Annotated in this window: 16 protein-coding genes; 8 read left to right on the forward strand and 8 right to left on the reverse strand. The window is 45.3% G+C overall.

Going from position 1 to position 19,891, the window contains the following annotated elements; all coding sequences use genetic code 11:
* Positions 1 to 121: 121 nt before the first annotated feature.
* The 4 genes from MHM87_RS13070 to MHM87_RS13085 form a co-directional block, all read right to left on the reverse strand.
* A complete protein-coding gene (locus MHM87_RS13070) occupies positions 122 to 940 on the reverse strand; it encodes a thioredoxin family protein (RefSeq protein ID WP_239259452.1) in 819 nt (272 codons plus the stop codon).
* Between the two features lie 83 nt (positions 941 to 1,023).
* Complete coding sequence (locus MHM87_RS13075; protein WP_239259454.1) at positions 1,024 to 2,589, reverse strand: ATP-binding protein; 1,566 nt, start codon at positions 2,587 to 2,589, stop codon at positions 1,024 to 1,026.
* Positions 2,589 to 3,245, reverse strand: coding sequence for a response regulator transcription factor (locus MHM87_RS13080; RefSeq protein WP_014950704.1), 657 nt, complete (start codon positions 3,243 to 3,245; stop codon positions 2,589 to 2,591). Before MHM87_RS13080 ends, MHM87_RS13075 begins: the two co-directional genes overlap by 1 nt.
* Before the next feature lie 207 nt (positions 3,246 to 3,452).
* A complete protein-coding gene (locus tag MHM87_RS13085) occupies positions 3,453 to 5,972 on the reverse strand; it encodes a S8 family serine peptidase (RefSeq protein WP_239259456.1) in 2,520 nt (839 codons plus the stop codon).
* A gap of 479 nt (positions 5,973 to 6,451) precedes the next feature.
* On the opposite strand from MHM87_RS13085, the gene MHM87_RS13090 reads away from it, so the two are divergent.
* The 5 genes from MHM87_RS13090 to MHM87_RS13110 are packed head-to-tail and all read left to right on the forward strand — an operon-like array spanning position 6,452 to position 10,106.
* A complete protein-coding gene (locus MHM87_RS13090) occupies positions 6,452 to 6,964 on the forward strand; it encodes a curlin subunit CsgB (RefSeq protein WP_239259458.1) in 513 nt (170 codons plus the stop codon).
* Between the two features lie 30 nt (positions 6,965 to 6,994).
* On the forward strand, positions 6,995 to 8,440 hold the full coding sequence (locus tag MHM87_RS13095) for a curlin (protein WP_239259460.1): 1,446 nt from the start codon (positions 6,995 to 6,997) through the stop codon (positions 8,438 to 8,440).
* A gap of 54 nt (positions 8,441 to 8,494) precedes the next feature.
* Positions 8,495 to 8,887 (forward strand): CsgE family curli-type amyloid fiber assembly protein, encoded by a 393-nt coding sequence (locus MHM87_RS13100; protein ID WP_014950700.1) that lies wholly within the window; start codon positions 8,495 to 8,497, stop codon positions 8,885 to 8,887.
* Positions 8,887 to 9,336, forward strand: a complete 450-nt coding sequence (locus MHM87_RS13105; RefSeq protein WP_014950699.1) for a curli assembly protein CsgF — start codon at positions 8,887 to 8,889, stop codon at positions 9,334 to 9,336. Before MHM87_RS13100 ends, MHM87_RS13105 begins: the two co-directional genes overlap by 1 nt.
* Positions 9,337 to 9,344: 8 nt before the next feature.
* Positions 9,345 to 10,106, forward strand: a complete 762-nt coding sequence (locus MHM87_RS13110; protein ID WP_239259462.1) for a CsgG/HfaB family protein — start codon at positions 9,345 to 9,347, stop codon at positions 10,104 to 10,106.
* A gap of 35 nt (positions 10,107 to 10,141) precedes the next feature.
* Here the strand turns inward: MHM87_RS13110 and MHM87_RS13115 are convergent, their stop codons facing one another.
* Positions 10,142 to 10,819, reverse strand: coding sequence for a response regulator transcription factor (locus MHM87_RS13115; protein WP_239259464.1), 678 nt, complete (start codon positions 10,817 to 10,819; stop codon positions 10,142 to 10,144).
* Positions 10,820 to 11,093: 274 nt separating this feature from the next.
* Between MHM87_RS13115 and dld the strand changes: the two genes are divergently transcribed.
* A complete protein-coding gene (dld, locus tag MHM87_RS13120; RefSeq protein WP_239259466.1) occupies positions 11,094 to 12,827 on the forward strand; it encodes a D-lactate dehydrogenase in 1,734 nt (577 codons plus the stop codon).
* Positions 12,828 to 12,949: 122 nt separating this feature from the next.
* Here the strand turns inward: dld and lldD are convergent, their stop codons facing one another.
* Positions 12,950 to 14,083 carry an FMN-dependent L-lactate dehydrogenase LldD gene (lldD, locus tag MHM87_RS13125; protein WP_015068029.1) on the reverse strand — a complete coding sequence of 378 codons (1,134 nt, stop codon included), beginning with the start codon at positions 14,081 to 14,083 and terminating at the stop codon, positions 12,950 to 12,952.
* A 103-nt stretch (positions 14,084 to 14,186) separates the two neighbouring features.
* Here lldD and MHM87_RS13130 point away from each other — a divergent pair, with 103 nt between their 5' ends.
* Entirely contained in the window at positions 14,187 to 15,086 is a 900-nt protein-coding gene (locus tag MHM87_RS13130) for a LysR family transcriptional regulator (protein WP_014950694.1), read from the forward strand.
* A 215-nt stretch (positions 15,087 to 15,301) separates the two neighbouring features.
* Positions 15,302 to 17,338 (forward strand): BCCT family transporter, encoded by a 2,037-nt coding sequence (locus tag MHM87_RS13135; RefSeq protein ID WP_239259468.1) that lies wholly within the window; start codon positions 15,302 to 15,304, stop codon positions 17,336 to 17,338.
* A gap of 149 nt (positions 17,339 to 17,487) precedes the next feature.
* On the opposite strand, the gene mmsB is transcribed toward MHM87_RS13135, so the two are convergent.
* A complete protein-coding gene (gene mmsB, locus MHM87_RS13140) occupies positions 17,488 to 18,363 on the reverse strand; it encodes a 3-hydroxyisobutyrate dehydrogenase (RefSeq protein WP_239259470.1) in 876 nt (291 codons plus the stop codon).
* A gap of 14 nt (positions 18,364 to 18,377) precedes the next feature.
* Positions 18,378 to 19,877, reverse strand: a complete 1,500-nt coding sequence (locus MHM87_RS13145) for a CoA-acylating methylmalonate-semialdehyde dehydrogenase (protein WP_020744244.1) — start codon at positions 19,875 to 19,877, stop codon at positions 18,378 to 18,380.
* Positions 19,878 to 19,891 lie beyond the last annotated feature (14 nt).

The raw sequence follows: 19,891 nt of genomic DNA on the forward strand, positions 1-19,891 counted from the left end.
TATGGAAGCCTTTTACTCTTTGTCACAGTCCTTTAACTTAGCCCGCTAGGCTTGCAGGACTGTTTCGCGATTAAAAGGCTTCCATTTAGACCAAAATTCGTACACCAAAGGTCAACAGGCCCTAATTATGTTCCCACGAAAACGGATTGTAGTGTCGCAATGCTGGCGTGGTGTTGACTCCGTTGCCATTCTCAGAATCTAATGTAAGCTCGGCGCGCTTTATCAGCGTTTTTTGCAGTTCAGTGCGAAACCCTTTGGTCTCTTTCCATAGCTCGTTAAGCCCTTGTGGGGTATTACCTTGTAAATCTAGCGCAAGTAGCGGACCGAGTTTGTCATAAGCGCTTTGTAATCTGAGTGCTTGCTCTTTATTGTAAGCTTCTTCTTCATCTGTCGCTTCCCAGTTAATAAACGGGGCTTTTTGCGCAGTTGTCATTGCAGGAAAGCGAGAGAAATACTGAATATACTCCGATAAGGGAATGCTGTCAGCGTGCCCCCATATATCCATTGACGTTCTGTTTAACAATGCGCTGGTTTTAGGTTCAACCACCATTACTGTTGGCGTGGCGTAATAAATGGGGTAGTCAAATCGCTCGGTTATATTTCTTCTGTCTTCAAGTGTTCCCACATCAACAAATACGGTTTCATAATGAGCGCGTAGAATAAGGTCCATTTCCTTTGTCGCAAAACGCTCAGCTAAGCCAGTACTGTCGTGGCACCACTGAGCACCCAGTACAACCAAAAGTAATTTGCTTTGTTCCACAGCTCGCTGCTGTGCATTGACCACATCTTGATAGGGTGATGCAGACGGAGCGTAAGTGTAAGGACTTTCATTTTGAGTACTTACACAGCCATTTAACGTGGTGAAAGTGGCAATTAGGACAGCAATGTTCAGGCACTGTCTAAAAAAACGGGCTCGGCGAGTAATGAAATTTTTTTGCATACGGTTATCAAAATAGTAGTTAAATCAACAGCAATGTAGCATAAAAAGGATGCAGCGACGCACCTAAAACGCAGTAGAGTAACTTAAGCACTGTAGGGCAAAGTCAGGCAAACTTGGGTGCCTGATGGTTTGTTCTGGGAAATATCAAACTCACCATTTATCAACTTTGCGCGTTCTCTCATCGACAGCAGACCGAGTGTGGGTTCAGCGTTTGCTAGTTGGGCAATATGCTCAGGGATGCCGCCGCCGTCGTCAGTAACGATAAATACGGCACTGTGTTGCGCATAGTTGATATCAATGCTGAGCGACGTCGCATTGGCATATTTTATACTGTTTGTCACCGCTTCCTGCACAATGCGATAGATGTGTATTTTCTGGTTTGAATCGAACGGTACTGGCGTGCCGCTAACGTTAAACGAATAATCTATGTTTGCGCGCTTGAGCGTGGTAATAATCTCTGAACGTTGGATCACGCTTTCAATGGGAAGTGTATCAATACCGGACGGACGCAATCCCCCTAAGCTTTTCTTCATTGCGTGGTATAGAGCATCTATCTTATTGAGCATCATATCGTTGTCGCTTTCTCTGCTATCTAACGACAGTTGAAGTTTCAAATCGACTATGCGGTGACCAAAGTCATCGTGTAAATCCCGCGATAAGCGCTTTCGTTCATCTTCTTGCACTACCACTAATTGACTGGCCAGTGCTTGAGCGCTTTGCACCGATACTTCGAGATCCTCGTTTTTCTTCGCAAGCTTCACATTCAACAAGGTAGATTGGTTAATTGACGCACCTAAAATGAGGCAACTTGTACATGATGCTAAGATGTAAAACTGATGCTCAATGGGAGGAAGTGCGCTTTGGCTTGCCACCACGAACGCAGTAATACCTATGAGTAAACACGAAAACGCACTGCCAACTATGGCATAGCGATACGATAAAAACAGCGCGGGGAAAACCGCTAGATACTTAACCTGATAGCTGATGTTAATTTGTTGGGAGTAGGCATAGCTGCTCAGTATCAGCAAAACCAGCCAAGCGATTGTTGTAAGGTACAGTACTAAGTGACTCTTAGGGATAGATGGCCGTTTAAATAATGCGAAAAGAAAAGGACAAAGAACAACAATTCCTACAAAGTCACCTAATGAAAAATCAAACAAAATAGAAAGAAAAACCTCTATGCCTGTTTGCAGTTCAATAGCCCTTCTGCCCAAAAATACCGCCCCAAGAGCAACACTTATAAGAACACCAAAAGCCAACGTGGCAAGGGTGCTGGAAACATTGTCTATATAAGGTGCGCTAAAGCGACGTCTGAATAAATAAACGCATGTACAAATTACCGCGGGTGACAGCACTAAATGGACTAAGTACCAACCTATGGTTCCACTTAAAAACGCCGTATTGTCGAGCATGCCACCGGGGTGAAATAAAATGAAGTGGGTTGATTTTTCTGCGATGAGTAGCAGTGGCCAGCTGTAAATTGGCAGTAGTAAAAACGCCGCCAGGCGAACTCCAGCAGGCAAATACCAGCTCACCGTACCTGAAATAATTTCAAATTGGGTGCTGAACAACCACACGCCGTGAAATAGCGCGGTATAACCTAATCCCATTAGTAAATAGGTAACGTTGAAATACCGCGTTAAATTCATCAATTTGCTTTGACTAGCGTGTCGTCGTAGATAACGTCAGAAACGTCGAGGTACCCAGTTTCTAACGCAATTCTAAGTAAACCAAATTGGGAGGTTACATTGAGCTTCTTGTAAATATTAGTTCTGTGAACCATCACTGTTTTCGGGGCAGTGTCTATGTAGTAGGCAATCTGTTTTGGCTGGAATCCTTTTGCTAACAGTAAGAAAATTTCCTTTTCCCTTTCAGTAAGGATAGAGGTTAGCTGTTTATCACCGAAAGCTAACTTTTTACTAATATCTGTGCTTAGATAATTCTCGTCTTTTTCTAGAGCTTCCAACGCGTCCATCAATTCTTTAGTAGCGGCATTCTTTGTAACGTAGCCATCGGCGCCGAGCTCAAGCGCTTTACTGATATAGCCAACATGATCATACATGCTCAGCATTAAGCACTTTATAAACGGCGCGTCTTTCTTGATTTTTACTAGCGTATCGAAACCACTTTCCTGTGCTAATGAGATATCTAGAATGGCAACGTCAATATCGTCTAACGTAGCGAAGGAGGGAAGAGCATCCAGAGAGCTTACTGCGTAAGAAACATGCCAGCCATACTCTTGCTCGATGAGTGTTTTAATGCCATCCCTTACAATTTCGTGATCGTCAATAATGAGTATGTGCATGAAAAAATGCTTATTATTTCTTAATGCATCAAGTGTACGTTGTATTTGGCTTATAGTGAATAAGCCGATGGCTTAGATTGGTGCTCTCTTTAATTCTCAGAATAAAAAAGCCGGCCTATCCTTGGCCGGCAATTGCTTAACTCTTAACTGTTCAGCGTATCATTCGCCAACTGTCACGAAGAGCGCGTCAGCGATACGCAAACTACATTAAAGGTTTACAGACACTGGTGCAGAGCATGCAGAGGTTTCATCACAAACCATATAAGTATACTCACCAGGTTGAACGCCTCTGCTTCTGTCGCGATAACGTCCAGTGTTGCTTACTTCTTCAAGTAGCTCACCGTTGCGATAAATCATTACAGTATCGGCCATCGAGCCACTATATGATAAATCTACGCGTAACGAACCGAATCGAGACAGCATAGCGCGGTCAATTTCGGCAACAATGTTGCTATCTGAAACTGATACGGTTTCTGTTGATACGCCAGTTTGGCCTTCAGAGTCGGTAACCGTAAGGGTTACGTCATAGGCGCCAGTGCTCGCGTAAACATGCGTTGGGTTCTCTTCCGTTGAAGTAGAGCCATCGCCAAAGTCCCAGCTATAGCTGACAATGTCGTCATTAACGTCGTTACTGCTATTAGTAAAGCTTACTGATAAGCCTGAAGCGTCATAGGTAAACGCAGAGTTAGGCGGTGTTGGGCCTACTTCACCAATACCGGTCACCACAAGGCTCCATGTGTTAACAGTGCCGTTGTCACCGTTGAACGTATCAAGCACGTTCAAGGTCCAATCGCCTGTTGCTACTTCGCCGTTAAAGGCATCAGAGTTATAGCTCTCAACGATATCATCTGTAGCGCCACCTTGATTCTGACGAAGAACGGTGGTCGTACCCTGAGGAGAGGTCAGTGATAGTACGAGATCTCCGCTATAGGTGTGTGTGATATTTACCGACGCCTGCATACCGAATACGGTTAAGTCGTCAGGAACGTTAATCACTAGGTCCACGCCAACATCGTCAGGATCTTCTTCATTCGGTAACGTAGGTACTGCATCACCAGAATACGCGTAAGGGAATTCGTTTAGCCCTTGAGGGTAAACATAAAGGTTCGCTGATTTAGATTTCTCAATATCACCGCTTACACCGTTAACCGTAAAGCTGTACGGACCCCAAGGCGTGTCCTCAGATGTCTCTACGGTCAGTGTTACTGTATCGCCAGGCATTGCCGAGCTTGCGCTTAAAGACGCGATATCACTTGGCTCTGCAAGCGATAGCTGTACTTCTTCTTCGTAGCCAGCAATTGAACCAACTTCAATAGTGAAGGCGTAGGTCTCACCCGCTTCAATTTCAGCTGAACCAGGTGTTATGCCCAGTTTAAAACCTGGAGTAGGATCAGCTTCTTCAAGTGCGTTAAGTACATTTAGGCGGTTGCCAGACACGGTGCGACCATCAGCCCATAGGCTAGTTTCACCTGTAGACATTAACAGCTCTTTCATTTCAGATGGCGTAAGTTCTGGGTTTAGCGACCACACAAGTGCTGCTGCACCCGTAACATGTGGCGTTGCCATTGATGTGCCTGAGTATGCCGCATAGCCGTTACCTGGTACTGTAGATAGGATAGCTGTCCCCGGCGCCGCGATGTCTACAGTTTCAATACCGTATGAGAAGCCGCTGTCTCCGTCAGTACGAGTGTGGCTAGCAACTGCAACCAGACTGTTTGTTGTAGTGACATAGTTAGACGGGTAGTTATCTACGTTGTCGTTGTTTGAACCAGAGTTACCTGCCGCAGCAACAAACAATATACCCGCTTGGCCAGCTTCTTCAATAGCGGTTTCTAGCGCTTCACTATAGCCGCCGCCACCCCAGCTGTTGTTGGTAGCTTTAATATTGATGCCGCGGTTCTCTTTAAGGTCGGTGAAGTAATCGATACATTCAATAGCGCCAGCGGTTGAACCGCCGTCAGGACCTAAGAATTTACATGCAGCGATTGACACGTCATGGTTTACACCGACTACGCCAATTCCGTTTCCGCCCACAGCGCCAATTGTCCCGGCCACATGCGTACCGTGAGAATCATCGTCCATAGGATCAGAATCGCCGTTAAAGGCATCGATACCGTAAACATCGTCAATATAACCGTTGCCATCATCATCAATACCGTTTCCAGCAATTTCACCTGGGTTAACCCATGCGTTATCTGCAAGGTCTTCATGATTGTAGTCAACACCCGTATCGATAACACCGATGACCACATCGCTATCACCGGTTGTAATATCCCATGCTTCTGGTGCGTCAATATCCACATCTGCAGTACCGCCGGCTTGACCGGTGTTATTCAAACCCCATAGGTCACCATAAGAAGGATCGTTAGGTACCAGGGCTTTGCGGTACAAGAAGTTTGGCTCGGCGATTTTAACCGCAGGATTTTTCTTTAAGATTTCTATGGCGTCTTTTACAGACTTGCCACGAAGTTCCAGTTTGGCAATGCGACCATTTAAAAGGTTAGAGAAGCGATCATCTACTTCATCACGATTTGCGTCACTAATTCGTGCACCTACCGAAGAGCGAGCGCGCATCTTTTCCGCTTTGCTTACATTTTCTTTGTAAACAACGATAACGCTATCGTCGAAAATTTCGGCTTTTGCGGCGTGTGCATGACTAGATACCATTAGCGGTAGAAGGGCTAATGAAAGTGCTGAAAGGCCTGTTTTAAAAGGCTTTGTTTTCATAATTAGATTCCATAATTAGCAATAATGCTTTAATCACAGAACCTTCTCGTTCGGTCTGATATAACTAACGGTTAAAACTTATAACGCAAATTTAAAAACCTGCCACCCCTAACAGTAAAATTTACTCAAAAATACTACTTAAACACTAGGAAAAAGTGAAAAGAGAAGCCTGAAGTGGTACTTAATTACTATGATTTTTGACATGTAGTTAAGGTCTTTATGTCTCAGAGTCGCGCTATAGCAATACCCGTTAAAAGACCCTACAAAAACTAGGTGGTCTTACCAATAATTACTCGGTGCGTGAGTTTTCGTCAAATCTAGCACTATGGTATTAATCATTATAAATAACTTGTTGATTTAACGTGTGCTAACTGTATTTGACCTGTAATAAATACAACTTATTGGTGATGGATTCTTGCCGTCTTAAAGAGTGTTATAGAGGGGTCACCTTTGTTGTAATCAAGGAAACAGTCGTTCGCATGGACAAGAAGCTAAAGGTTAAAAGGAGCCAGTTTGCTAATAACGCTAAGGCATGCAGAGCCGTTGCGTTGGCAGCCATTACGGGGTGCAGTCTTCTAGCCGTAAATCTTCCTGTTTATGCGCAACAGTCCGACTTATCAACAAGCTCAGACATGGTGGAATCTTCTCTTTCAATGAGTCTGAATGCTCAAGCTATAACGATAGACGATGAAACGGTCTTCATCGCTGTTAGTCAGTTTGGGTTAAATAACATAACTAACATTATCCAAAGCGGCAACGGCGCCAACCTATCGAATGTTGTTCAAAACGGCAGTAATAACGAAGCTCTTATCACTCAGTTGGGTGAGGGGAACGTCGTTAATTTATTGCAGCAAAACAACAATAACTATTTCGAGATTATACAAGATGGGTTCGACAATGTAGCCAATGTTAATCAATTGGGTGAACAGTCTTTTACTGTTTACCAGATAGGGAATGAAATGGTGATTAACATCACACAATATCAAGAATGATGTAATTACCATAGGGAGACAAATGTGAAAATGAAAAAAACAAAAATAGCGAGTGCATTGCTTTTAGTAGCAGCGACAGGGTGGGCATCAGCTCAGGAAGTTCCAGCGAGTAAGACAGTTGATTTCAGTGCTTCCGCAGATTTTATTGCTGCAGCTGAAGGCAATGAAATTACGCTAATCCAAACGGCACCAGAGGGAAATGAGGTAGGTAATGAATCTATTTTAAGTCAGGAAGGTGACTTAAATGCAATCTTTGTAGAAGTAACGGGTGACGCAAACGAAGTACTTGCTTCACAAATGCAGTCAGGTAACACCTTCTTTGCAAGTGTTACAGGTAGCGGCAACTTCTTAGAATCTGAGCAAGATAGTTTAAATAGTACAGCCGATGTGGTTGTCGAAGGTGACGATAACACGGTTTCACTTGTTCAATTAGGTGATGGCGGCCCTTTCGGTTTTATTTTTAATCGCTCAATAAACAGCATTTCGGGCAATGGAAACATGTTGTCAGTGTATCAGGGCGATGGTGGTAACTGGGCCAATAATGCCATTGCGGGTAACGACAATACGGTATTTGTTGATCAAAGTGGTGACTGGCATGAATCGTATGTTCGCGAGCTAAGCGGTGATGCTAACGTTATCGATGTTATTCAAGACGGCTATTACAACGTGTCTGATTTAACCGTTATCGGCTCAGAAAACGAAGTTGAAATTGACCAAGATGGCGACCGGAACGCTGTGGGTTGGAGTATGGTTGGCGACGGTAATGTGCTAGGGTTTGAACAAGATGGCGATGGCAACGAGATTACCACAGGAGTATTTGAAGGCTCTGGCAATGAAGTTAATATCGATCAAATCGGTGATGTTAACTTAGCTACCGTAGAAACTATCGGCGGACAAGCGAATACGTTCGAAATTAACCAAGTGGGCGAAGGCAACACGGCTTATGCTGGCGTAATTGGCTTATTGAACGAATTTGATTTAACTCAAGTAGGTGATGCCAACGAAATCAGCACAGTTAATTTCGATGGCCTGTTTAACACCGTCGAAATTGAGCAAGATGGCGATGCCAACTTGGCGTTAGCGCAAGCTGGTATTGGTGATGCAACTTACTACGCTGATGGCAACATCATCGAAATGTCTCAAGAAGGTGTTGAAAATACAGCATCAGTTGAGTTGGCAAGCGACGTTACATCAAGCTACAACGAAATTATGGTTTCGCAAACAGGCGAGCTTAACTTACTAGACCTACTGGTTAACGGTGACGACAATATTGTTAGTGTTATGCAAGAAGGCGTAGGAAACTGGGTAACGGACGACGCGGGTGGTCAGTTCGTTATTTCTGGTGATATGAATACATTTGAAGTCACGCAAATGGGTAACGATAATTTAGTTACAGGTAGTATCACTGGCAACGGCGGCACAGTAAGTGTTACGCAGGTTGGTGACTACAACGTAGCTACCGTTGTTCAGATGTAAACCTACAGATGTAAAAGTGAGTAGCCGGGCATTTGCCCGGCTATATTCAGTAAAATGAAGTACTTGTATTGTTTCTCTCTTATCACACTGCTTTTTAGTGTGTTCTTTTCTCCGATTCACGCAGAAGAAATTCGGCTAGGCGGACTGTTGCTCGATAACAGTATTAGCCGCCAAGGCCACGAATTTGCCTCTCGCATTAGCCAATACTGGCGAGAAGTCCCAGACAGTTCGGGTAAGAACCTTGTTGTTAAAGAAATTATTGTGCCACAAGCGGGTACTCTTCTTTCGGTGATTTACGACAATAGAGTGGTTTATCAAACGTACATGGGGCGCAGACAAGTACCGTTAGATGAAAAAGTACAGCAAGCCATCATGTTAGTTTTAGACGCGGTGGCAAACGCGAGTATAGACAGTAGAAGCCCAGATTTAGCAGGGGACGAATGGTAATGAAAAAAGGGATACTGATAGCAGCCTTAATCGCGACTGGCTCGTGGACTTCAGCTAGTGTGAAAGCAACAGAGTTGGTGTATGAACCGATCAACCCGTCATTCGGTGGTAATCCACTTAACGGATCATTTTTATTAAGTAAGGCGAATTCACAAAACGCTCATACAGCGCCTTATAGCGAGCGCTCCTATGACGAACGCCTTCAAGAATCACTCGAACGCGCCTATATCAATCGTATAGTCCGCGAAATCACAGACATCGCATTTGGCGAGCAAGAATATGATGAAGATGGAAACCCGATAGACAGCATATTCAATCAGGATAGTATTTTTGTTAGTGGTGACTTTCAGGTAGAACTAATAACGAGTAATCCTGACAGCATTGTTGTGAACATTACTAACTTACTGACAGGTGAGGTTACTGTCGTTGAAATTCCACGGTTTGGGTAGGGAAACACATGAGAAGTACCGTTTTTTTAATAGTGGCCATGGCGCTTGCAGGATGCCAGTCCATCACTAATACGCTGCCGCCTGATACAACGGCCGCTGATGTAATTAAAGACAGTGCCACATTGGCTGAAGTAAAAAGCTTGCCAGCGCCTATGGGACAAATTCCGGTTTCTGTATATGCGTTTAGAGACCAGACCGGGCAATATAAACCTAGCACTGGGGCAAGTTCGTTTTCTACTGCGGTGACTCAAGGCGCAACCTCTATTCTTGTTCAGACTTTAAGCGAGACATCGTGGTTTTTACCTGTTGAGCGTGAAGGGCTGCAGAACATTCTTACCGAACGCAAAATAATTAGAGCCGACGAAAGCAGCGGAGGCGATTTACCGCCACTCACTACAGCTAGAATTATTATAGAAGGTGGGATAATTAGCTACGATACCAACATTCGTACCGGCGGCGCTGGTGTAGAGTACTTTGGCATTGGAGCGAGTGAGCTGTTTAGGGAAGATCAAATTTCCATTTACATGCGTGCAGTTGATGTGAGAACAGGCCAAGTACTGGTGTCGGTTTCAACATCTAAGAAAGTACTAAGCCAGGAGGTGAGAGCAGGCCTGTTTAGGTATGTTTCGCTTAAGCGCTTGCTTGAAGCAGAAACGGGCTACACGACTAATGAACCCATGTTCGAGTGCGTTAAACAAAGCATAGAAAAAGCGGTGACGGAGTTGGTGCTACAAGGAATGGAGAAAGGCGTATGGCGCGCGAAAGCGTAGACGCCATACGCAATTAGATTCAATGGATTATCAGTTTAGATACTTACTCGTTGTGGTTGGCTAAACTGATGATCGAACCACTTTATAAGCTCAACGCGATTTCGGCAGTCCGTCTTTCTAAATATGCTGTAAACGTGAGTTTTCACCGTATTTACGCTGATGTGTAAGCAGTCTGCAATCTCCTGATTTTGGGCACCATCTGCAATTTTGCGTGTGATGGATAATTCCCTCTTGGTCAGCACAGTATGTGACGATTGAAGTGCAGCAACAGGTTTTGCTTTAGACACTAGGTTGGCATCAATATAGCGACTCATAATCTCGCGACTGAACCATTTGTTGCCCGCCTGAACTTGTTGAACACCGCGAACCAGAAGTTCTAAGCTATCTTCAATATGGAAAATACCGTTAATACCATGTTGTAGTGCCGCATAATGAAAATCGACATCAGACTCTGGCACGTTGAAAATGACTTTGTTCAACTCTGGGTTATCGTTGACTACAGGCAAGTTGAGCATAGCGGCAGAGTCACAATACTGCGCATCGATAAAGAAGGTATAGGTGTTATTAAGCACGCTTCGAGGTGGATGAATCGCACCGGTTGAGACGACAAATCCACATGACGGCAAAATACTTAGGAATCGTTCGTGAGCCCCATCCTGTCTAGTATTTTCTGAAAAACTTTTTCTTGTTAAAACGAACGCTTGATGTGACATGAAAGCTCCTTTTCGAGTCTATCAACTTTACGAACTATACATTGGCTTTACAATACTCCTCTGGTCTAACTTGCTCCGCCAAAGCGTAACAAAATGTAACAGTGAAAAACGCCTGTAATTCTTGCTTAAATGCTAAAGCCTCTAAGTGTTCAATGAATTAAATATAAGTAAATTATCTCGATAAAAGCGGCTTGCCCCCTTTGTTAATAATGGTGTTAGTGTATAGTTCAACACCAAGTCATTCCTTCCATTATTTCAACACATAGAGAGAACCATGACCGTAAACGTTGACACTCAGTCTTTGATTGCATCAATGCGCGATGTAGTAGGGCAGGCCTATTTGTTAACTGATAAAGCGAAGAAGCAGCCTTACACTAAAGGGTTTCGTTTTGGTGTGGGCGAAGCGCTTGCGGTAGTGCGCCCAGGAACGCTTGTCGAAATTTGGCGAGTGCTAAAGCTGTGTGTTGGAGCCGATGTTGCGGTTATAATGCAGGCGGCCAATACAGGGTTAACAGGCGGCTCTACGCCAGATGGTAAAGATTACGACAGGCCTCTCGTTATTATCAGTACTATGCGTATTGATGATATTCAGTTAGTTGACAACGGAAAGCAGGTCGTTGGCTTGGCTGGGAGCACCTTGTTTGGATTGGAAGAGACGCTTGCGCCTTATGGTCGCGAACCTCACTCTGTGATAGGTTCTTCATGTATTGGCGCATCGATCGTGGGGGGGATATGCAACAATTCAGGTGGCGCTTTGGTCAAGCGAGGCCCTGCCTATACTGAACTAGCGCTTTTTGCCCAAATTGACGTCAATGGCAATCTATCTTTGGTAAACAATCTGGGGATTAACCTAGGTAGTGAGCCAGAAGAAATTCTGAATAATCTTGAGAACAAACGTTACAAAGAAGTTGATGTTCAGCACCCTGACGCTCGTGCATCAGACAACGAGTATGATGAACGAGTTCGAGACATTGATTCAGACACACCTTCGCGCTTCAACAATGACGGCAGAAGACTTCATGAAGCTTCAGGCTGTGCGGGTAAGCTTGCCGTGTTCGCAGTGAGGCTAGACACCTTTCCTATTCCTGAGAAAAAACAGGTATTTTATGTGGGGTCTAACGACGCCGCTGTGTTTACCAAAGTGCGTCGCGACATACTTTCTACTTTCAAGAACTTGCCTGACTCGGGTGAGTACCTTCACCGTGACTGCTACGACGTATCAAAGAAATACGGTAAAGATATGTTTATCGTTATCAGCAAGCTTGGCGCCAAATTTATTCCTAAGCTGTTTGCATTTAAGCGCAAATTTGACGCATTTACTGACAAGCTGGGCTTCTTACCCAACAAAATGTCAGATCGCGTTATGCAGTATATGAGCTACGTTTTTCCTAACCACTTGCCTAAGCGAATGGAAGAGTACAGAGACAAGTATCAGCATCATTGGATATTGGAGATGAGCAACGACGGGGTAGATGAGGCCAAAGCCTACCTTGATGCTTTCTTTAAAACCAATGAAGGTAGTTATTTTGAGTGTACAGAAGAAGAAGCTGATAAGGCTATTTTGCATCGCTTTGTTGCTGGTGGCGCGATAGGTCGTTACCACGTGATGCACAGCAAAGACGTGGGCGCTATGATGACCATCGATGTTGCACTTCGCCGCAACGATCCCGACTGGTTTGAAGTGCTGCCTAAAGAAATAGACGACCAGATAGACACAAAACTGTATTACGGCCATTTATTCTGCCACGTAATGCACCAGAATTACGTGTTGAAAAAAGGGGCGGATGCCAAATTGTTAAAGGGTAAAATTCTGGAAACTTTTGATGCGAGAAGCGCTGAATATCCAGCAGAGCACAATGTGGGACACGAGTACTTTGCAAAAGATGCGCTGAAAAACTTTTACCGAGAATTAGACCCAACCAATAGTTTTAACCCGGGAATAGGCAAAACCACCAAACTTAAAAATTGGGCTGAGCATGATGGAAGTTGTTGTGGTGGGCATCATTAAGCGCAAATTACGCTTCCAGCCACTTGTGCATTGATAAAAGAGCCATAAAAAATGAAGTGACCCCCAATAGTTGGACTATCCAATTACTGGGGGTCTTTTTAGTGGCCTTGGTGCCAGCGATACTAAAAAGCGAGAGAGTCGAGGTTAAGTTCACTGACTGATTTTGCACCGCATAGTGTCATCGCGACATGCATTTCCTGTTTGTACAGATCGAGTAAGTTCTCTACCCCTTGTTGGCCTTCAGCAGCAAGTGCATAAATAAAAGAGCGCCCTAGTAAAGTACAATCGGCACCTAGTGCCAGCATTCTCACCACGTCCAAGCCGTTACGAATACCTGAGTCTACGAAAATACTTAGATCGCCTTTCACCGCGCTAGCAATCGCTGGAAGGGCTTTAGCGGTAGACAGCACGCCATCTAGCTGACGACCGCCGTGATTGGATACTACAATACCTTCTGCGCCAAAACTCAGCGCATCTTTGGCATCTTGTTCAGTTAAAATGCCTTTGATAATCATTGGGCCGTCCCAAAACTCTCTGATCCATTCTAAGTCTTTCCAACTGATAGACGGATCGAAATTAGCGCCTAACCAGCCAATATAGTCTTCCAACTGGGTCGGTTCGCCACGATAAGTAGAAATATTGCCAAGATCATGAGGCTTACCGAATACGCCTACATCAAATGCCCAACGAGGATGAGTCATCGCTTGCAGTACGCGACGGCTTGCAGCAAATGGCCCACTCATACCTGAGTGTTTATCGCGATAGCGAGCCCCTGGTACAGGCATATCTACGGTAAAGACCAACGTTGTTACACCCGCTGCTTTGGCGCGCTCCAGAACATTCTTCATAAAGCCGCGATCGCGAAGCACATAGAGCTGAAACCACATTGGACGTTCAATGGCTGGTGCGACTTCTTCAATAGGACATACTGACACCGTCGACATGGTAAACGGGATGCCTTTGTTTGCAGCCGCTTTAGCGGCTTGCACTTCGCCACGTCGCGCATACATTCCGGTTAATCCCACTGGAGCAAGGGCAATAGGTAAAGCCAATTGTTCACCAAAGACCGTTGTAGAAAGGTCAAGCGACGACATATTTCTCAGCACTTGCTGCTTTAATGCAATGTCAGCCAAGTCAGTTTCATTGCGTTTAAGTGTATGCTCTCGATAGGCACCACCATCAATGTAGTGAAATAGGAACGGCGGTAATATTTTTTGCGCAGCGCGTCTATAATCAGTCGGCGATGAAATAATCATGTCTTTAATCGATTGTAATTAACTTGATAAAAATATAACGTTTCTCGCCTTAGGGATATACGGCAACAATGAAATTTATCTTTTCCAAAAGTGAAGTAATAACGTGAGAGCAGACGATTTAATTCTCTTTGCACAAATTGCGGAGATGGGCAGTTTTAGCAAAGTGGCAGAGGCGAACAACATTACCAACTCGGTAGTCAGTAAGCGAATAGCAAAGCTTGAAAAAGAGCTGGGAACGCAGCTTTTGTATCGCACTACTCGCAAACTCACGCTTACCGAAGCGGGTCAAGCTTTGAAGCAAGGCGCCATGAATGTAAAGGCGTCCACGCAGGAAGCTATCGACACAATTTCTGGATACAGTGAACAAATATCCGGACACATTAAAATGTCGGTTCCAACGATTTCGGGCGATTTACTGTTAGCCGATGCGGTAGCTGAGTTTTGTACCCTTCATCCAGGGCTAAGCGTTGATATGTCTCTAGATAATCGATTTGTAAATCTAGTCGAGGAAGGGTTTGATCTTGTTATTCGAACGGGATATTTGGAAGACTCAAGTCTGATTGCGCGGCACTTTTTAGATTCCCATTGGGTGGTTTGCACATCGCCGGATTACATTAGACGAAAGGGCAGGCCTAAAGCACCAGAGGATTTGAGCTTTCACAACTGTTTGTTGTATTCCTACCACACATCCGGCGCAAGGGAGTGGGAGTTTACGTCGTCTCAAGGCAGTTACACCATCACCGTAGATGGCGCATTTTCAAGTGACAATGCAGGGGCGCTTCGCAAAGCAGCCCTTGCTGGTAGAGGTATTGCCTACGTACCTAAATGTTTGGTATTCGAAGATTTATGTAATGGAACACTGGTCGATTTGTTTCCAGAGCGGGTAGGTAAGGTGTTAGGCGTTTATGCCGTTTATCCTTACAGCCGCCAGCCATCTCGAAAAATTAAGCTGTTAATTGAACATATCAGGCAGCGCTATCTATCTATGTCTGATTATTTTTGATAAGCCAGAGGCAATCACGCCCGTTAATCTCTTTTTTCAGAGCAGGTTCTTGCCGCTTAGAGCGCCTTATTTAATTGAAATCACGGTCTGTAGCGCCAAGAAAAGAATATATCTGGGTAATTATCTGAACCAAAGCAAATCCTCACTAGTAGAAAAAAGCAGCTTTTAAGTTTTCGCAGGGTTTCAACTTACCTGTCAGTGAAAAGGGATTTGCTATGAAAGGCCAAGTAAACAACTCCACCATTCTTCTTCCTGTATTTCTCCCCGCCGTCGTCATTATTTTGCTTCTGGTGATCGGAACCATCAGCAACCCCGAACTTGCCGGCGACGCCTTCGACAGTACATTGGCATGGATTACAGAAACCTTTGGTTGGTTTTACATGTTGTCGGTCGCTATTTTTTTGGTATTCATTGTATCGGTAGCATCATCTAGCTGGGGAAACATAAAGTTGGGGCCCGATCATGCAGAGCCTCAATATAGCTTTCCTGAATGGTTTTCTATGTTGTTCTCAGCAGGCTACGGCGTAGCGCTGCTCTACTTTGGCGTAGCAGAGCCTGTTCTACACTATTCTTCACCGCCTGCAGGAGCAGCTGAAACTGTTGATGCGGCGAAACAAGCCATGCAAATCGCATTTTTTCATTGGGGCTTTCACATCTGGGCGATCTACGGGCTAGTCGGTTTGGTTCTTGCCTATTTTGCTTTTCGACATGGCTTGCCGTTATCTATACGTTCAGCTTTGTATCCGCTGATAGGGGATAAAATTTATGGCCCAATAGGTCATGCAGTAGATGTATTCGCCATTCTAGGTACTCTTTTTGGTATCGCCACTACCCTTGGGCTATCCGTTACACAGATCAATGCGGGGCTAAATTATCTTTCCGGCGATATCCCCATTGATATCATGGTGCAGGTAGGCACCATTGCTATCGTAACCATTGCCGCAACAATATCGGTTGTCGCGGGCATGGATAAGGGCATTAAAAGGCTATCAATTCTTAATATGGTTCTGGCTGTATCGCTTATGAGTACCGTTTTTATCTTCGGAGAAACGGTTCATATTTTAGAAACCTTTTTACAGAACACAGGGAGTTATATCAACGGCATCATTGAACGTACCTTTAATCTTCAGGCCTACAGTCGCAGCGATTGGATTGGGAACTGGACGCTGTTTATTTTTGGCTGGACCATCGCTTGGGCGCCGTTTGTAGGCATGTTTATCGCCAAAATAAGTCGAGGCAGAACCATTAGGCAGTTTGTTTTTGGTGTAATGCTTGTGCCTACCATGTTCACCTTCCTTTGGTTTTCCGTGTTTGGCGACACCGCGCTAAATGCCATTATGAACCAAGGTGTTATTACACTCATTAGCGATGTGCAGGAAAACGAAGCGGTTGCCTTATTTAAGCTCTATGACTTGCTACCTGGCGCGTCAATCATGTCAGGCTTGACCGTGTTATTGATCATTACGTTCTTTGTGACGTCATCAGATTCTGGGTCGCTGGTTATCGATTCTCTTGCTTCTGGTGGTAAAGAAGAAAGCCCGGTTTGGCAGCGTATATTTTGGGCGTGTCTGGAAGGAACCGTTGCAGCAGTGTTGCTATTGGCTGGTGGACTGAATGCCCTACAAACGATGACCATTGCGAGCGCGTTACCATTCGCCTTCATTATGCTAGCGTCTGCAGCAGGTCTATGGCGTGCGCTTGTTATTGAAGGCTACCGAAATAACAGTTTGAAGGCGAATACGCTTAATAGAAATCACAGCCGCTCGACTAGCCTAAAAGGCCGACTCGCAGCAATGGTCGATTACCCCAGCCGAAATGAGGTGCATGAGTTTATTGATAAAACTGTGATTGCAGCGATGAAAGACGTACAAGCTGCTTTGAAAGCGCGAGAGTGGAAGGCGTTCGTTAAGCTTGATGAGGAAACGGGAAGGGCCATCTTCACTGTTGAGCGTCACGATCATATGGACTTTATCTACGATATTCGTATGACTGAATATTTAGTGCCAGGGTTTAGCTACGCAGAGCTGCGTTCAGAAGAAGACGAGTCGGAAAAATATTTTCGCGCTGAAGTGTTCCTTCGCCGCGGAGGGCAAGCTTACGATATTTACGGATATGACAAAGAGAGTATTACTAAGGACATCTTAGATCAGTTCGAAAGTTATCTGCACTTCCTCGATACCAGCCCAGGCGAACTGCCTTGGGAAATGGATGCGTATGATGACATGTTGACGCAGCCTAGGGGAAATGATTAAACCGCGGATGGCTTAGAAAAGAAAATCGGAGAGAAAAAGCGTAGACGCAGTTTGTTTAAAAAAAAGAGCGAGTAAAATCCTTTACTCGCTCAGTAAGAAGGCCACCTCTTCTGAGGGAAAGTAGCCGTCGGAGAACTGTTGGTTTTCTCTTACGCTAATCGGTTGATTATTGAAGAAAAATCCATCCCTGCATTGCCTTCTTCGCAATGCATTTCAAACCACTTTGCAGCAAGCTCACCCATAGGTACTTGCGCGTTGACGCCCTTCGCGCCCTGCATGGCCAGCCCCAAATCTTTGAGCATAAGCGCAGAAGCGAAACCGCCAGCAAAATCGTTATCAGCAGGGCTTTGTGGCCCCACACCTTTTACAGGGCAGTAGGTGGTCATTGACCATGTCTGTCCCGAGGCATTTGACGCGATATCGAAGAACACTTGCGCATCTAAGCCTAGTTTTTGTGCCAGCTCGAAGCTTTCACACGTCGCAATCATGGTCGCGCCAAGTAACATGTTGTTACAAATCTTTGCTGCTTGTCCCGCACCATGGCCGCCCGCATGAACGATTTTTTTGCCCATTGCGCTAAGTACACCATGGGCTTTGTCAAATGCATCAGCGTCGCCACCCACCATAAACGTGAGTGTGCCGCCCGCAGCCGCTGCAACACCACCAGAAACCGGCGCATCCAGCATTTTAAGGCCTTTTTTCTCTGCCAGTTCCGACACACTCTTCGCCGTTTCTACGTCGATGGTGGAGCAATCAATAAGCAAGGTGCCTTCGCGGACAGAAGCTAAGATCTGATTTGAATAGATATCTTTTACGTGCTTGCCTGCTGGTAACATAGTAATAACGATGTCGGCCTCAGCAGCAGCTTGCTCGGTACTTTGCGCAATAGTGCAGCCTGCTTTTTTGGCTTTGGCCAGTGCCGCTTCGCTTAAGTCAAAAGCCAATACGTTGTAATCGTTCTTAACTAGGTTATCTGCCATCCCTGAGCCCATATTACCTAGGCCAATAAATGCAACTGTGGTCATAATAGTCTCCTCACTTAGCCCATGGTTGGAATAACAAAGGCGTTGTCGTTCGTATCTGAGCCATCAGGCCAGCGCTGCGTAATGGTCTTAACCTTGGTCCAGAATTTCACCCCTTCCATACCGTGCTGGTTGGTATCACCAAATGCAGAGCGCTTCCAGCCCCCAAAAGTGTGGTAAGCAACTGGCACTGGAATAGGTACATTAATCCCTACCATGCCCACGTTTACACGTTGCGCAAATTCGCGCGCCGCATGGCCGTTACGGGTGTACATAGCAACACCGTTACCGTATTGATGATCACTTGCTAAGTTAACCGCTTCGTTGAAATCTTTCGCGCGCACCATTTGAAGCACTGGACCAAAAATCTCCTCTTGGTATGAGCGCATGTCTTTGGTCACGTGGTCGAAGAACGTTGGGCCGATGAAGTAGCCTTGACTGTCGTCTGGGATCTGACTGGTTCTGCCGTCGTAAACAAGCTCAGCACCTTCTTCTATGCAAAGGTCGATATAGCCTTCAACGCGCTCTTTGTGAGCAGCAGTAACCACAGGGCCATAATGAGCGTTAGGATCTTCACTATGACTTACCATAATGTCTTTAATAGCCGGAATAAGCTTGGCTTTCAGTTTCTCAGCGGTTTCATCGCCCACTGGAACGACAACCGGTAGCGCCATACAGCGTTCACCAGCACTGCCGTATGCAGCGCCAACTAAGTCGGTTACCACCTGATCTAGATCTGCATCAGGCATTACAATGCCATGGTTTTTCGCGCCGCCCATAGCTTGAACGCGCTTACCTGCACGAGCGCCACGCTCGTACACGTAATTAGCGATATCAGAAGAGCCTACAAAGCTCACCGCCTTAATAGTTTGATGATCTAAAATACCATCAACCACTTCTTTGTTACCGTGTACAACGTTAAGTACACCTGCAGGAAGGCCTGCTTCAATCATAAGCTTTGCCAGTTCAACAGGTACTGACGGATCGCGCTCTGATGGCTTTAAAATGAACGCGTTACCGCAGGCAATTGCCACACCGAACATCCACATTGGGATCATGGCTGGGAAGTTAAATGGCGTAATACCTGCCACTACACCAAGTGCTTGGCGCATGGAGTACACATCGATTCCTGGGCCTGCGCCTTCGGTATACTCACCTTTTTGCGCATGAGGGATACCACAGGCAAACTCGATAACTTCAAGGCCACGCTGAATATCACCTTGCGCATCAACCAACACTTTACCGTGCTCGCTTGATAATAGTGCCGCTAAGCGATCGCGGTTTGCTTCAACCAACTCTTTAAACTTGAACATAACACGAGCGCGTCGTTGAGGATTTGTTGCTGCCCACTCAACCTGTGCAGCTTGGGCTGTTTCAATTGCATAGGCCAAAGTTGAAGTGTTAGCCAAGCTTACTTCAGCCTGAACTTCACCTGTGTTGGGCGCAAATACCGACGCGGTATTTTCGCTGCTATCCTCAAAATCTTTACCTGCAATAAAGTGAACAATCTTTCTCATGACATAGCTCCTGT

This window comes from Alteromonas sp. Cnat3-28 (assembly GCF_022348265.1).
GTDB lineage: Bacteria > Pseudomonadota > Gammaproteobacteria > Enterobacterales > Alteromonadaceae > Alteromonas > Alteromonas macleodii.

Coding starts and splice junctions, on each gene's coding strand:
- MHM87_RS13070 (WP_239259452.1), bottom strand. CDS start 940: ATGCAAAAAAATTTCATTACTCGCCGAGCCCGTTTTTTTAGACAGTGC.
- MHM87_RS13075 (WP_239259454.1), bottom strand. CDS start 2,589: ATGAATTTAACGCGGTATTTCAACGTTACCTATTTACTAATGGGATTA.
- MHM87_RS13080 (WP_014950704.1), bottom strand. CDS start 3,245: ATGCACATACTCATTATTGACGATCACGAAATTGTAAGGGATGGCATT.
- MHM87_RS13085 (WP_239259456.1), bottom strand. CDS start 5,972: ATGAAAACAAAGCCTTTTAAAACAGGCCTTTCAGCACTTTCATTAGCC.
- MHM87_RS13090 (WP_239259458.1), top strand. CDS start 6,452: ATGGACAAGAAGCTAAAGGTTAAAAGGAGCCAGTTTGCTAATAACGCT.
- MHM87_RS13095 (WP_239259460.1), top strand. CDS start 6,995: ATGAAAAAAACAAAAATAGCGAGTGCATTGCTTTTAGTAGCAGCGACA.
- MHM87_RS13100 (WP_014950700.1), top strand. CDS start 8,495: ATGAAGTACTTGTATTGTTTCTCTCTTATCACACTGCTTTTTAGTGTG.
- MHM87_RS13105 (WP_014950699.1), top strand. CDS start 8,887: ATGAAAAAAGGGATACTGATAGCAGCCTTAATCGCGACTGGCTCGTGG.
- MHM87_RS13110 (WP_239259462.1), top strand. CDS start 9,345: ATGAGAAGTACCGTTTTTTTAATAGTGGCCATGGCGCTTGCAGGATGC.
- MHM87_RS13115 (WP_239259464.1), bottom strand. CDS start 10,819: ATGTCACATCAAGCGTTCGTTTTAACAAGAAAAAGTTTTTCAGAAAAT.
- dld (WP_239259466.1), top strand. CDS start 11,094: ATGACCGTAAACGTTGACACTCAGTCTTTGATTGCATCAATGCGCGAT.
- lldD (WP_015068029.1), bottom strand. CDS start 14,083: ATGATTATTTCATCGCCGACTGATTATAGACGCGCTGCGCAAAAAATA.
- MHM87_RS13135 (WP_239259468.1), top strand. CDS start 15,302: ATGAAAGGCCAAGTAAACAACTCCACCATTCTTCTTCCTGTATTTCTC.
- mmsB (WP_239259470.1), bottom strand. CDS start 18,363: ATGACCACAGTTGCATTTATTGGCCTAGGTAATATGGGCTCAGGGATG.
- MHM87_RS13145 (WP_020744244.1), bottom strand. CDS start 19,877: ATGAGAAAGATTGTTCACTTTATTGCAGGTAAAGATTTTGAGGATAGC.